We start from the raw sequence: 14,292 nt of genomic DNA on the forward strand, positions 1-14,292 counted from the left end.
CCGTGCCGCCGCTCCGCTCAGCAGCACAGGACCGGGACGTGCTGGACCAGGTTGTTGCCGAAGCCGCCCCGGTTCCAGGGCTGTTCGAGGGGCTGCGTACCGCCCTCGGCGTCCGTGGCGCGAACGGTGAGCACGTGGCGGCCCGGCGTCGCCGCCCAGACGCAGGACCAGCCCTGCCACGCCCACCGGTGCGGACCCGGCGGCGCGACCTCGGCCCGGATCCAGGAGCCGCCCCCGTCGGCGCTCACCTCCACCCGGTCGACGGCCCCGTGGCCGGACCAGGCGCGCCCCTCCAGCGGTACGGGGCCGGGGTGCACGACACGGGTGCGGGACATGAAGTCGGGGAATCCGGGCGGCACCATCAGGGCGCGCGGCGCGATCCGGGTGACCGGCACACCGGGCTCGTCCGGACCGTCGGCGGCCCGCCGGTAGCGGTAGGCCACGGCCTGCTGGAACCCGGTGAACGGCGCGTCGACCAGGGTGATCTCGCGCAGCCACTTGACGTGCGCCATGCCGTACCAGCCGGGGACGACCAGCCGCAGCGGACACCCGTGCTGCGGGGGCAGGGGCAGGCCGTTCATGGCGTAGGCGATCAGTACCTCGGGGTCGTCCCCGGTCGCGGCGGCCACCGGCAGGCTGCGCCGGTAGTCCTGCTCGACGCCCCGTTCGACCCCGTGGTCGGCGCCGGTGAACACGGCTTCGACGGCGTCCGCCCGCACCCCGGCCCGGGCGAGCACCAGACGCAGCGGTACGCCCGTCCAGTCGGCGGTGCCCACCGCCTCGACCAGCCACGGCTGGCTGACCGGTCGTGGCGTCAGGCGGGCCCGGCCGTTGCCCGCGCACTCCATGGTGACGCGGTGGGTGACCGCGGGGAAGGCGCGCAGGGCCGCGAGGTCCAGGGCCAGCGGGGTACGGACCCGGCCGCCGACGGTGAGGGTCCAGCCGGCCGGGTCGGCGGCCGGTATGTCGTAGTGGACCAGGACGTAGTGCAGTCCGGGTGGTGTGACCTCGTAGCGCAGGGCCTCCAGCGGAAGCCCGTGGTTGCGGGCCGCGAGCGCCAGCTCCTCCGGGCCGATGCCCTCACCGGGCTGCGCGATGCGGCCCGGGGTGCTGACATCCTGCACCGACGCCTGCTCCATCTCCTCATGGTCGCGCCTGCCACCGCTGCCGCGCCACTGCTGCCGCGCCCCGCTGCCCCGCCACCGCTGCCCTCCTGCCCGGCCGGCCGTCGTCTCCTACGGCGGCACCAGGTGGCGGGTGAACCAGCCGCGGGCCAGGCCGGCCACCTCGTCCAGGGCTCCCGGCTCCTCGAAGAGGTGGGTGGCCCCGGGGACAACCTCCAGCCGGTTCTCGCAGCGCAGCTCGCGCTGGGCCCGCCGGTTGAGGTCGAGCACCGCCCCGTCCCGACCCCCCACGATCAACAATGTGGGGGCGCGTACGGCGGCGAGCCGCGCACCGGCCAGGTCCGGCCGGCCACCGCGGGAGACCACGGCGCCGATCTCGGCACCCGGCTCCGCGGCCGCCCAGAGCGCTGCCGCGGCCCCGGTGCTCGCCCCGAACCAGCCCGTCGGGAGGGACTCGCGGCGGCGCAGCCAAGCCGTGGCGTCCGCGAGCCGCCCGGCCAGGGTCTCGATGTCGAAGACGTTGGCCCGGTCGGCCTCCTCGTCGGGCGTGAGCAGGTCGAGGAGCAGGGTGGCGAGGCCCGCCCGGTTGAGGTCCGCGGCCACCGACCGGTTGCGCGGGCTGTGCCGACTGCTGCCCGAGCCGTGTGCGAACACCACGACCGCCCCGGCGCCCTCCGGCAGGGCGAGGTCCCCGGCCAGGACGAGGCCGCCGGCTTCCACCCCTACCTCGACGGCCCGGACGGGCGGACGCATGACGGGGTCGGCCGCCGCCCGCGCCAGCAGGAAGACGACCTCCTCGTCGGGGGTCTGGGAGAAGTCCTGGTACCACTCGCCGACGGCCCGGAAGGCGTGCGGCGTGGCCAGGCACACCACCTCGTCGGCCGCGGAGCCCAGCCGGGCGACCGCGTCCGGCGGGGCCACCGGAACCGCCAGCACCACGCGCGCCGCGCCCTGCGCCCGTACGACCTCGCAGGCGGCTGCGGCCGTGGCCCCGGTCGCGATCCCGTCGTCCACGACGATCACGGTCCGACCCTCCAGGGGCACCCGCGGCCGGTCCCCGCGGAACCTGGTGGCCTGCCGGGTGAGCTCCGCCTCCTCCGCGTGCTCGACCGCCTCGATGTCCTGCGGCCCCAGGCGGCTGCCGCGGACGATGTCCTCGCTCAGGACGCGTACGCCGCCCTCGCCGATGGCGCCGAAGCCCAGCTCACGGTGGTAGGGGACGCCGAGCTTGCGCACCACGATCACGTCGAGCGGGGCGCCGAGCGCGCGGGCCACCCGGTAGGCGACCGGGACCCCGCCGCGGGGCAGGCCCAGTACGACGGGATCCTCCCCCTTCAGGTACCGGAGCGCTTCGGCGAGCCGCTCGCCGGCCTCCGCGCGATGGGTGAACAGCACGATGGCTCACCCCCAACCCAGGGGAGACGGAAACCACGTACCCATCTCCTTCGACGCAACCGCATCCCCGGCCTTCCCGCAAGTCGGTCGGGGTACGGAGGTCAGGACGCGGCCGGGGCCCGCTGGAAGAGCCGGCCCGCGAGGTCGATGCCCACGACCGTGCCCTGCGCATCGCGGCGGAACACGCCGCGCTGCCCCTTCAGCCCGCCCTCCGTCACGATGTACTCGTCGCCGGTCCCGGACAGGAGGCCGATGGTGGCGGCAGGGTGGTCGGCGGGCATGTCCGTGTCCGCGGCCGCGCGGATCTCCGGCTTGATCCGCACCGCCAGCACGAGGCGGGCGCCGTCGTCGGCGACGTCGAGGTTCATGGCGTCGATCGCGTACCGGCCGGCGACCTCGCGGGCCCGCGCGGTGTCGTACGCGACCGGCTCCGGGTCCCGCTCCACGGCGCCCAGATAGCGCTCCAGCACCCAGCGCACCACGGCCCGGTTGAAGAGGTGGCCGTGCGCGCCGGCGTTGGCCAGCGAGACCACCGCGAAGTCCCGCTCGGGGACGATCAGCAGCTCGGCGGACTGGCCGTTGCCCGAGCCGCCGTGGCCGATCGTCCGCAGACCGTCCACCTCGCGCAGGAACCAGCCGATGCCGAGGCCGTCGCCGAGCGTACTGGCGCGCAGCTCGACCGTCCGCTCCGTCATGCGCCGCAGGGCCTCCGCGGGCAGTACGCGGTCGCCCCGGCCGAGCTGGAAGCGGGCCCACCGCAGCAGGTCGCTCACGGAGGAGGCGATGCCGCCGCCGGGGTTGTTGCCGCGCGCGCCCGCCCGCCAGGAGGCCCACGGCCGGGCGGGCCGCAGTTCCTCGCCGCCGTCGTCGGGGGTGTGCCCGACGACGAACCGCCGGACCATGACCTCGTCGAGGTCGAAGAAGGTGTTCGTCAGCCCGGCGGGCTCCAGCAGCAGCTGGTCCATGGCCTTCTCGAAGGGGAGGCCGGTGACCGTCTCGATGATCCGACCGACCACGTTGTAGCCGGCCTGGCTGTAGGAGGCGCGGGAACCGGGCGGGGCGATCAGCGGCAGCCCGGGCAGGTGTGCCACGAAGCCGGCCAGGGTGTCGGCCTCGTCGCCGCTGGGGACGAGGTTCCAGTCGAGGCCCGCGGTGTGGTTGAGCAGGTTCAGCACGGTGATCCGCTCCGCGGCCGCCTCGTCGGCGAGCCGCAGCTCGGGAACGTAGCGGCGGACGGGCGCGTCCAGCTCCACCCGGCCCTCGGCCACCAGGCGCATCAGCGCGGTGGCGGTGAAGGTCTTGGTCACCGACGCCAGATGGAAGAGCGTGTCGTCGTCGACCGGCTGCGGGTGGTCGAGATTGGTCACCCCGTAGGAGACGCAGGTCTCCTGACCGTTCGTCAGCACTCCGACGCAGGCCCCGGGAATGCCGTACTCCTTGGCGGTCGCCTCGACGAACGCGGCCAGCTCGTCCCGTCGCGTGCCGTTCTCGCTGTCGCTCATGTCAGATCTCTCCTCGGGGTGCGTGCCCGGTCCTGCCCGGACATGAGGACGATGCGGCCACCTGCTGACGGCCTGCTGACGACCGGCTGACGGCCCGCTGACACCGGTCCGCGGCCGCGGCGTCCGGTCGAACTCGCGGCGAACGGCGTGAGGTGGATGCACGGCGGCTCGGTACCAGGGGGCGCGCCCAGTGTTGCGACGGCGGCAGAACCGTTCGCACGGCCGGGAGTTGTCGAGCGTGCCGTCCGTTCGTGCTCACACGCGCGCGGGACCGGACTTCGAGGCCGAAAGGAGCCGCGGCAATTCCTTCATGTCATCGAACACGACTGTCCCCGGACCGCGACGCCAGTCCGCCGGTGTGAGACCACCGCAGGATCCGAGGGACTGCATGCCGGCCGCTCGGGCCGCGGCGACACCGCTGCCGGAAGCGACGCGGGCGTTCGCTGTCCATCAGGACGCCGCCGCAGTCAAAGATCACAAGCTTGATCGGATTCCCCGTCCGGCCAGCCCGATCCGCCGGCGGCACCTCACCCTCGAGCACGTCGGAGCACGGGTCCGGGTGGCCGGCACATCTGAAAGCGACGTCCGCGACGAAGTGCCGATGACCTGCGCGGAAGCCCTCCGCGGAGGGAGGGCTTCGGGCGGTGCGGAAGTGGTGCCCCCGGCAGGACTCGAACCTGCGGCCAAGTGCTTAGAAGGCACCTGCTCTATCCACTGAGCTACGGGGGCCGGAAGGCGGCCTTGGTGGGCCTGGAGCCCCCGGTGGGGGTGGGGCTGTGGTCCATGCCGGATCAAGGATAGGGCTCCGGTTGCCTTGTCCCGGTTGCTTCACTCGCGGGCCACGATGTGGAGGTTCGGTGAAGCGGTCCCGATAATCGCAGGCAGGTGCGATTCTCGCATCGCTTTTGCGCCGCGACGCCCCTGGTGTTGTGCACTCGTTATGCCTGCGCCCCACTCGTCCGTCGTGCCCAGAATGTCTCACTGGAGTCGCGGTCGGCGCGCAGAGGACGTATAAGCTTCAAAAATGGTCCTAAATTGGGCATTCTTCGCATGTGGTGACCTTGGATGTTCGGCCTCAGCTGCTCGATGCCCTGTCCGCCCTGCGCGACCGGGTCGCGTCCGTGCGTCTGCCGCTGCCCTTGCCCGGCGCTCCGCGCGCCCGCCAGACCAGAGCCGAGCTGCTCGCGCAGCTCGACGACTACCTCGTACCCCGGCTGAAGGCGCCCGAGGCGCCGATGCTCGCCGTCGTCGGCGGGTCCACCGGGGCCGGTAAGTCCACCCTCGTCAACTCCCTCGTCGGCCGACAGGTCAGCGAAGCCGGGGTGTTGCGCCCGACCACGCGCACACCGGTGCTCGTTTGCCACCCGGACGACCACCACTGGTTCGCCGGCATGCGCGTACTGCCCGACCTGATGCGGGTTTGGGTGCCGCACGGGGAGGAGGAGGTGTCCCCCGCCGCCAGATCCCGGGCCCGCGACCGCGGACCGGCCGACACCCACGCGACCCGCGAGATGCGGATCGAGACCGTTTCCAACCTGCCGCGCGGGCTTGCCATCCTCGACGCCCCCGACATCGACTCCCTCGTCGTCGAGAACCGGACCCTCGCCGCCCAACTCATCTGCGCCGCCGACGTCTGGGTGATGGTCACCACCGCCTCGCGGTACGCCGACGCCGTCCCCTGGCACCTGCTGCGCACCGCCAAGCAGTACCGGGCCACCCTCATCACCGTCCTCGACCGGGTCCCGCACCAGGTGCTCACCGAGGTCTCGCGGCAGTACGGGGCCCTGCTCACCAAGGCCGGGCTGGGCGACGTACCGCGCTTCACCGTCCCGGAACTGCCCGAGTCCACCGGCGGGGGCGGGCTGCTGCCGGCCAGCGCCGTCGCCCCGCTCTTCGCCTGGCTGGCCCACCACGCGCAGGACCCGGCCGCCCGGCAGTACGCCGTGGGGCGCACCGCGCTCGGCGCGCTGGAATCCCTCCGGCGCCGGATGCCGGAGCTCGCCTCCGCCGTCGCCGCCCAGCACGCCGCCGCCGTACGGCTGACCTCGGCCGTCGAGGACGCGTACAAACGGGAGGGCAAGCGGGTCCGGGGCCGCCTCGACCGCGGCGCCGTACTGGCCGGGGACGCCCTGACCCGGTGGCGCGGCTACCCGCTCGACACGAGCGCCGACGAACTGCTGGACTCGCTCTGCGAATCCCTCGCCGCGCTCCTCCAGTGCGCCGTCGCCGCCGCCGACGAGCGCATCGCCGAGGCCTGGCGGCGCGAGCCGGCCGCCGGCGCGCTCTCGCTGCCCGCGCCCGACCGGGAGGCGGGCGAGCGCATCGGCATGGCCGTACGCCGCTGGCGGCGGGTCCTGGAGGAACTCGCCGAAGAAGAGGTGGCCAAGAGCGACCGGCAGCCCGCACCCGATCCCGACGGCGTGGCCGCCCTGCTCGCCGCCGCCCTCCTCGGCGGCAAACGCGCCCGCCCCGCGGGGGAGAAGCTCGCCGAACGGATCGGCGCGCAGGCCGCCCTGCGGCTGCGCGACCGGGGCGGGGAACTGGTCGGCGACCACCTCGACCAGGTGCTGCGCGCCGAACGCGACCGCCGGCTCGCCCCGCTGGAGGCGCTCGAAGTGACCCCGGAACCACAGGCCGAGCTGATTGCCGCGCTGTCCGTACTGCAGAAGGAGAGGTGACGCGGTGACCGCCCTGACCGACCGCACCGACGACCGCTGGGACGACGGATTCATCGCGCGCTCGCGCCCCCGGGCCGTCGCAGGGGACCCGGACGAGGACGGGGGCGAGGGGGGCGAGGGGCGCGAGGGCGACGAGGGCGACGAGGGCGACGAGGCCCTCGTACGGGCCGTCTCCGGCGCCGGCAGCGACGGCGGCAAGTCGACCGCGCCCCCGCTCAGCCCCGAAGGACAGGCCCTGCGGCTACGCCTCGACGCGCTGCGCCAGCTGGTCGGGTTGTCCCGGACCAGGCTCGACGGAAAGACCCTCGCCGAGGCCGGGCGGGTGCTGGACGAGGCGGCCGCGCGCCGCGGGCTGTCGCCCCAGCACACGGTCGTCGCCATCGCCGGAGCTACCGGAAGCGGCAAGTCCACGCTCTTCAATTCACTCGCCGGTGTGCAGATCTCCGAGATGGGGTTGCGCCGCCCGACCACCGCCGCGCCCATCGCGTGCAGCTGGTCGGACGGAGCCGCCGGACTCCTGGACCGGCTGGAGATCCCGGGGCGGCTGCGGCGCCGGCCCCGCGAGACCTCGGAGGCGGAGGCGCTGCGCGGGATGGTCCTCGTCGACCTGCCCGACCTGGACTCGGCGGTCGGCGCCCACCGGGACCACGTGGACCGGGTGCTGGCGCTGGTCGACGCCGTGGTGTGGGTGGTGGATCCGGAGAAGTACGCCGACGCCGTGCTGCACGAGCGGTACCTGCGGCCGCTCGCCGGGCACGCGGAGGTGACCTTCGTCGTCCTGAACCAGGTGGACCGGCTGCCCGGGGAGGCCGCCGACCTCGTACTGGACGACTTGCGCCGGCTCCTCGACGACGACGGCATCGCCCTCGGCGAGCACGGTGAGCCCGGCGCCACCGTCCTCGGGCTGTCCGCACTCACCGGAGAGGGCGTCGGGGAACTACGCGAGCTCCTCGGGCAGTTCACCCAGGAGAAGGGCGCGGCCACCCGGCGGATCTCCGCCGACGTCGACCGCGCGGCCGCGCGGCTGCGACCGCTGTACGTGGCCGACGGGCACACCGGGCCGGAGATCGGGGAGGCCGCGCGCGCCGAGTTCGAGGACCGGCTCGCCGAGGCGGTCGGGGCGTACGCGGCCGGCCTCGCAGCCGAGCGCGCCTGGCGGCGCAATGCCGGAAAGGCGTGCGGGACGCCGTGGCTGCGGCTGTGGCGCTGGTACGAGGGCCGCCGCGCGCCGCGCACCCTGGCGGGTCTGGCCGCTCTCGCGGTGATCGGCGGGCGCGGCCAGGTGGTCGCCGAGGCCCCGGTCGAGGAGGAGGTGACCGCGCGCCAGCGGGTGGAACAGGCGGTCCGGGTGGTCGCCGACGAGGCGGTGTCCGGGCTGCCCGTGCCGTGGGCGCAGGCGGTCCGGGAGACCGCGGTGCGCGGCGCCGACCGGCTGCCGGAGGCGCTGGACGAGATCGCGGTGACCCTCGGGGCGGCGGTCGCGGTGCCGAGCGTCAAACCGCCGCGGCCCACGTGGTGGCCGGCGGCCGTGCTGGGGCAGGCGGCCATGACCCTGCTGCAGATCTTCGGCGGACTGTGGCTGGTCGGGCAGATCGTGGGGGTCCTGGAGCCGCGGCTGATGCCGCCGGTGCTGCTGATGGTGGCGGGCATCATCGGCGGGCCGCTCGTGGAGTGGTCCTGCTCGATCGCGGCCCGGGGCCCGGCGCGCAGGTACGGGCAGGACGCGGAGCGCCGACTGCGGGAGGCGGCGGCCGGGTGCGGCCGGGCCCGGGTGCTGGAGCCGGTGGCGGCGGAGCTGCTGCGCTACCGGGAGGTGCGGGAGCAGTACGCCACGGTGGCCGCAGGGGGGAGCCGGTTGTCCACAACCCGGCAGTAATCCACAGGCCGGAGCGGGGATCGGCGGCTCGCCCCAACATGGTTCGTACCGCGTGCGGACGGTCCGTACGGCTGGTCCGTGCGGATCCATACGGACCGCGACCATGGGGGAGGGCTGCCGGGATGTACGACACCCAGGTGACGCTGGTGGGCTATGTGGCGACGCAGATCGACTACAAGGAGACGGCGAACGGTCCGGCGGCGCGGTTCCGCTTCGCGGTGACGCCGAGGTACTTCGACCGGCGCAAGGACGCTTGGACGGACGGGACCACCAGCTTCTACACGGTGTGGGCGCGGCGGGCGCTCGCCGTGAACCTCGCCGGTTCGGTATCCATCGGCGAGCCGCTGGTGGTGCACGGGCGGCTGCGGGTGCGGGAGGACCCGCCCGACGGAGAGGGCAACCGGTGGTTCTCCGCCGAGATCGACGCGACGGCCGTCGGCCACGACCTGAACCGCGGGACGGCCGCCTTCCGGCGCGTGGTGCGGACGGACACGCCGCTGATGGCCACTCAGAAGGCGGCGGTGGTCTGAGTGTTCGAGGCGGATAGGATTCCCCGGTACTCACGGGCACCTGGGTCATTGGCCCGAAGGGGAAGACTGTGTCGATTGCCGTTCCCGCATCCTCCGCTCCTGATTCCACTCCTGCGTCTGCGCTTGAGCACGTGCCAACTTCAGCTCCGGCTCCTACTCCAGCTCCTGCTCCCGCTTCGGCTCCTGCCCCGGTTCCTCTCGAACCTGCCGCCGCAGTACGGGCCTTCGCGCGCCGGCCGCTGGCGGTGGCCCTGCTGGCCGCGGCCCTCGCCACCGCTCCGGCGGTGCCGGCGGCCGCCGACTCCGGCCCGGTGGCACCCAGGTCACCCGAGGGTGCGAGCGCCGTGCTGGACGGGCTGAAGACGTTCGGGCTGGCGGTCCTGCGGTCCGGCGACGGCTCGGTCCGGCAGATCCCGGCCGGGCTGTTCGAGATGCGGGTCGACGGCGGCGGGATGCTCCAGACGTACGGGGTCGGCGTGACGGGCAACGCCCAGCCCCAGGCCCGGTACACCGAGAGCGCCTGGAGCGGCAGCCCGCTCGCCGGCAACAAGGATGCGGGCCGGATCCGCTGGGTCCTGGAACACTCCTACCCGCAGCACAACGATCTGGCCGGGCTCGCCAAGGCGGCCGGGGCCGGGGCCCTCACGGCGCAGAGCGCGGCCGCCGGGACCCAGGTGGCGATCTGGCGGCTGGCGGACGGGGCGCAGGTCGAGGCCGCGGACCCGGCGGCCGAAAAGCTGGCCGACTATTTGCAGCGGGCCGCCGGGCAGCTGCCGGAGCCGCCGGCCTCGCTCGGGCTGGACCCGGGCGACGTATCGGGGGCGGTGGGCACCCGGCTCGGCCCGGTGACCGTACGGACCGGCGCGCCGAGCGTGTCGGTCATCCCGGACGCGGCGGCCGTCGCGATGGGGGTGCGGGTGGTGGACGCCGAGGGGCAGCCGCTGGCCACCGCCGTCAACGGGAGCCGGCTGTACTTCGAGGTGCCCGCGGGCACCCCCGACGGGACGGCCTCGGTCGCCGTCCAGGGCACGACCAAGGTGCCGGTCGGGCGGGTCTTCACCGGCGAGCTGCCGGCCCACGCCCAGATCGTGGCCGGCTCCAGCGAGTCCGCGGCCGCCGCGAAGGCCACGGCGGTCTGGCCGCAGCCCCCGGCGACGGCGGTGGAAGCCATCTCGGGCGATGCCCCGGGGGCCGGTTCCGGCGCGGCGGCCGAGGTACTGGGCGGACGGTCCTCGGCCCTCGCGACGACCTCTCCGGACGATGAGCGGCTGGCGACCAGCGGCAGTTCGGCGGCCACCCCGGTCATCGCCTCCCTGGCGGTGGGCCTGGTGGTCCTGGGCGGCCTGGTGGTGCTGCTGCTCCGCAAGCGCCCGCTGGACGAAGAGGACACGCCCTGAGGCGCCGAGGGAACGGGTTCGATGGGCCGGGTGGGCGTGCGGACCGGATTCGGATCCGCCACCCGGGGTAGGGGCAGAAGATGGCTGATCAAGAACTGACCTGGTCCGGCACCTTCGCCCGGTGGGACCGTCGGGTGTTCGACGCGGTGGCCCGGCGGCACTGGCCCGGGGCCGACCGGGTGCTGCCGCGGCTCGGCCGGGCCGCGAACCACGGGGTGCTGTGGGGCGGGGCCGCCGCGGCGATCGCGGTCTTCGGGTCGGCCGGTGCCCGTAAGGCCGCCGTGCGCGGGGTCGCCTCGCTGGCGCTCGCCTCCGCCACCATCAACACCGTCGGCAAGTGGTCCGTACGCCGGCCGCGGCCGCTGCTGGAGGGCGTGCCCCTGAACCGGCAGCTGACCACGCAGCCGCAGACCACCTCCTTCCCGTCCGGGCACTCCGCGTCGGCCTTCGCCTTCGCCACCGGGGTGGCGCTGGCCTCCCCGGGCTGGGGGGCCGTCCTGGCCCCGGTCGCCGCTTCCGTGGCGTTCTCCCGCGTCTACACCGGGGTGCACTACCCCTCCGACGTACTGGTGGGCGCCTCGCTGGGGGTGGCCGCCGGGTTCGTCGTACGCCGCCTCGCGCGCGACGCGAAGGAGGCCCGGGTCGTACCGGGCGACGAGCGGACGGCCGCCGGAGCCCCCGCGCTGCCCGACGGGGCCGGGCTCACCGTGGTGGTCAACAGCGGGTCGGGCACGGCCGCCGAGGGACTCGACGTCCTGCGCACGCGCCTGCCCGCGGCCGAGGTGATCGAGTGCGAGGGCCCGGAACTGCCCGCCACGCTCGCGAAGGCGGCCTCGCGGGCCACCGTGCTCGGGGTCTGCGGCGGCGACGGCACGATCAACGCGGCCGCCACCGCCGCACTGGGGGCCGGGGTGCCACTGGCCGTGTTCCCCGGCGGCACCCTCAACCACTTCGCGATGGACCTCGGCCTCGCCGGGGCCGAGGCGACGTGCGAGGCCGTGGCACAGGGGCACGCCGTCCGCGTCGGCGTGGGTCGCTTCTCCCCGGGGCCCGACGGCGAGAGCGGCTACTTCCTGAACAACTTCAGCATCGGCGCCTATCCGGAACTGCTGGGCCACCGACTGCGCTGGGCCCCGCGCATCGGCGGCGGCCCGGCCGCGCTGCTGGCGGCCTGGCGGGTCCTGCGCTCCCAGCGGCCCGTGCGGCTGCGGCTGGCCGGGCGGCCCCGGAGCGTATGGCTGCTCTTCGCGGGCAACGGCACCTACCACGGCACCGGCCCCACCCCCCGCCGCCGCGACAGTCTCGGCGAGGGCCTGCTGGACCTGCGGCTCGTCCACGGCGGCGGGCGCCCCGGCCCCCGGCTCCTGGCCGCCGCCTTCACGGGCCCGCTGAGCCGTTCCCCCGTCCACGTGGCCACCCGGCTGCGCAGCCTGCGCATCGCGGACATCCCCACGGGCACCCCGCTCGCCTACGACGGCGAGTACGCCGAGGCCCCGGCCGCCCTCGTCCTCGACCAGATCCCCGACGCCCTGACCGTCTACCGCCCCCGCTGACCGGGTCGGCTGACCGCCCCGCTGAACGGGTCCGGGCGCCGCGCCGGTCAGGAGTCGGCCGGCCCCGGATCCACGCCCAGGTCGGCCCGCATGATGCCGCGCATGTTCTTCCAGTGGTCCCCCAGCTGCAGCAGCTCGGCCTGTATCTCATCGAACGCCCAGCCGGGGTGCGGGTCGCCGTCCTCCAGGTGCAGGGTGCGGCTGTACGCGCCGGCCAGGGTTCTCGTCATCGCGTCCAGCTCCCGCAGTACCGCGTCCGAAGCGACCATCTGGGCCTCCGCGAAGGCCGTGTGCATGGAGTGCCGCGTCTCCTCCAGATCGGCCCGCGCCTGCGCGGTGGCCTCCCCCTTGTGGACGAGCCACAGGTACTTCATGAGCTCGATGCGGTAGCGGCGGTAGCCGGAGTTCGCCGTGACGTAGCAGGCCCGCCGCTTCTCCACCTCCGCCATGCGCTGCTCGCGCAGCCACTGGGCGTCGGCCGCCCGCTGCTGCCGTTCGAACTGCTCCGTCTGTACGCGCGCGAGCACGCGCTGCGAGAGGATCGGTGCGAGCAGGGTGCCGGTCACGGCGACGATCGCGCCGGCGAGCGCCAGCAGCGCGTTGTTCACATGTACCTCCGTACGGCCGACGGAGGCCGCGCCCCCGCACTCCCCACCATCCTGCCCGGCCCCGGTGCGGCGCGGAGGCCCTGATCGGGCCTCATGCCCCCGGGGCGGCCGCCTCGTGGACGGAGGTTCCGTCGGGCCGGCGAAAGTGGCCGCAGGCCGGGGGGTCGGTTCCGATCGCGGCCCGGGGCAGGGGCGGCTGACCTACCCATTCGCCCGCGGGTATGGACGTACGGCAAGATGGGGTGTTTCTGGCGAACAGGGGCTACTGAAGGGCCCCTGACCTGCGGAGGAACCGCTGACCAGGGGCCGTAGCGGGGCCGTGGGCCGTCTGTGGGCCGTCAGGCCGCCTCAGGGGTGCCCGGAGAGGCGCCGAAGACCGCTGAAACGGCCGAGCGCGTCCGCTGCTCGCTGCTCGGCATCAGATGTGTGTAGATCCGGAGGGTGAAGCCGGGGTCGGAGTGCCCGAGGTACACACTCAGCGCCTTGATGCTCTCACCACTGTCCAGAAGTACCGACGCGTAGAAGTGCCTTAGGGCATGCATGCCGTCGTCCGGCGCCGCAGCGTAGCGCTTGCCCCGCTCCCTAGGCGGGATGACGCCGGCAGACGCGAGGGCGGCCTTCCATACGTGGTCATCGAAGTAGCTGCGCCAGATGGCATGGCCCACAGCGCTCGTGAAGACGAGCTGACGGGCCACCAGCGGCCCATCCGGAGTCTTCCAAGGCAACTTCACCTCGACCGGCGGGAAGCGCTTCATATGGGCGCTCAGGGCCGCAGCAGTCACGGGGCTCAACGGCACGTCGCGGAGCTTGCCTCGCTTCGGCGGCGCGAACACGAGCTTTCCGCCAACGCGCTTGACTTGCTGCCGGACGTAGAGCCACCCCGTCGAGGCATCGATGTTCTCTCGATCCAGTCCGAAAATCTCACCCTGCCGAAGGCCACAGCCGCCGCCGATGTCCACCGTTGCGGTGAAGCGGTCGGGCAGGCCAGCCCTTACGGCCAACACGCGCTTCTCGGACCACGGCTGAACCAGCCGCGGGTCAGGCTCCGGTGCTTTGACCGATTGGGCATGGCAAGGGTTTGACCGAATCACCCCGTCGTCTTTGGCGGCGTTGAACAGCGAGGACACAGAGTCGTAGATCGCCCGCCGGTACGTCGCGTTGGGGAGCGACGTCGTCAGGTCGCTAAGCCAGGTGCGCACGTGCTCCGGCTTGAACGACCCCATCGGGCGAGTGCCCAGATAGGGGACGGCGTGAAGGCGGATCCGCCTCTTCACCGCCTCCTGGCTGACCATGTCGGTAGTCAGTCCGCCGAGCCACTTATCGGCGTACTCGCGGAAGGTGATCCGTCCGGCCTTCGGGTCGAAGAACTGGCCCGAGTCCATGTCGGCCTTGATCCGGGTGAGCCACTTTTCGGCCCGGCCTTTCTCCCGGTCCGGGAAGCTCTGAGACTGCTCGGTGCCGTCGGGCCCGACGTACCGCGCCCGGTAGCGCATGCCTGTGCCGTAGCGGTCGGTCTTGACCCGCCGGGTCTTGCCGTCGGGCCCGGTCTCGGTCTTGTACCAGCGGTCTTGGATGTGGCCTGCCACGTGGGGCCTTTCTGAGATGCGTGAGGGCGGGCCCGGGTGGGCC

The 14,292-nt window shown here is 73.9% G+C and carries 10 protein-coding genes and 1 tRNA gene; 5 read left to right on the top strand and 6 right to left on the bottom strand.

All coding sequences use genetic code 11. The features are described from left to right. Positions 1-17 precede the first annotated feature (17 nt). From OG207_RS27795 to OG207_RS27815, 4 genes are all read right to left on the bottom strand, one after another. Positions 18-1,139: a sulfite oxidase gene (locus tag OG207_RS27795; RefSeq protein WP_329101904.1), complete on the bottom strand. Its 1,122-nt coding sequence runs from the start codon at positions 1,137-1,139 to the stop codon at positions 18-20. Positions 1,140-1,235: 96 nt separating this feature from the next. Further along, positions 1,236-2,519, bottom strand: coding sequence for a phosphoribosyltransferase family protein (locus tag OG207_RS27800; protein WP_329101906.1), 1,284 nt, complete (start codon positions 2,517-2,519; stop codon positions 1,236-1,238). Between the two features lie 101 nt (positions 2,520-2,620). Continuing rightward, entirely contained in the window at positions 2,621-4,021 is a 1,401-nt protein-coding gene (locus OG207_RS27805) for a serine hydrolase domain-containing protein (protein WP_329101908.1), read from the bottom strand. A gap of 653 nt (positions 4,022-4,674) precedes the next feature. Next, positions 4,675-4,750, bottom strand: a tRNA-Arg gene (locus OG207_RS27815). Positions 4,751-5,082: 332 nt separating this feature from the next. Between OG207_RS27815 and OG207_RS27820 the strand changes: the two genes are divergently transcribed. The 5 genes from OG207_RS27820 (at position 5,083) to OG207_RS27840 (ending at position 12,055) form a co-directional block, all read left to right on the top strand. Next, entirely contained in the window at positions 5,083-6,699 is a 1,617-nt protein-coding gene (locus tag OG207_RS27820) for a dynamin family protein (RefSeq protein ID WP_329101910.1), read from the top strand. Positions 6,700-6,703: 4 nt separating this feature from the next. Next, a complete protein-coding gene (locus tag OG207_RS27825; RefSeq protein WP_329101913.1) occupies positions 6,704-8,575 on the top strand; it encodes a GTPase in 1,872 nt (623 codons plus the stop codon). 122 nt (positions 8,576-8,697) lie between these two features. Beyond that, positions 8,698-9,105 (top strand): single-stranded DNA-binding protein, encoded by a 408-nt coding sequence (locus OG207_RS27830; RefSeq protein WP_329101915.1) that lies wholly within the window; start codon positions 8,698-8,700, stop codon positions 9,103-9,105. Between the two features lie 131 nt (positions 9,106-9,236). After that, positions 9,237-10,502 (top strand): thioester domain-containing protein, encoded by a 1,266-nt coding sequence (locus tag OG207_RS27835; RefSeq protein WP_329101917.1) that lies wholly within the window; start codon positions 9,237-9,239, stop codon positions 10,500-10,502. Positions 10,503-10,582: 80 nt separating this feature from the next. Continuing rightward, positions 10,583-12,055 (top strand): bifunctional phosphatase PAP2/diacylglycerol kinase family protein, encoded by a 1,473-nt coding sequence (locus OG207_RS27840; RefSeq protein WP_329101919.1) that lies wholly within the window; start codon positions 10,583-10,585, stop codon positions 12,053-12,055. A 47-nt stretch (positions 12,056-12,102) separates the two neighbouring features. Here the strand turns inward: OG207_RS27840 and OG207_RS27845 are convergent, their stop codons facing one another. Together OG207_RS27845 and OG207_RS27850 are read right to left on the bottom strand one after the other, a co-directional pair. Further along, complete coding sequence (locus tag OG207_RS27845; RefSeq protein WP_329101921.1) at positions 12,103-12,663, bottom strand: hypothetical protein; 561 nt, start codon at positions 12,661-12,663, stop codon at positions 12,103-12,105. Between the two features lie 338 nt (positions 12,664-13,001). After that, positions 13,002-14,249, bottom strand: a complete 1,248-nt coding sequence (locus OG207_RS27850; RefSeq protein WP_329101923.1) for a tyrosine-type recombinase/integrase — start codon at positions 14,247-14,249, stop codon at positions 13,002-13,004. Positions 14,250-14,292 lie beyond the last annotated feature (43 nt).

The organism is Streptomyces sp. NBC_01439 (assembly GCF_036227605.1).
Taxonomy (GTDB): Bacteria; Actinomycetota; Actinomycetes; order Streptomycetales; family Streptomycetaceae; genus Streptomyces.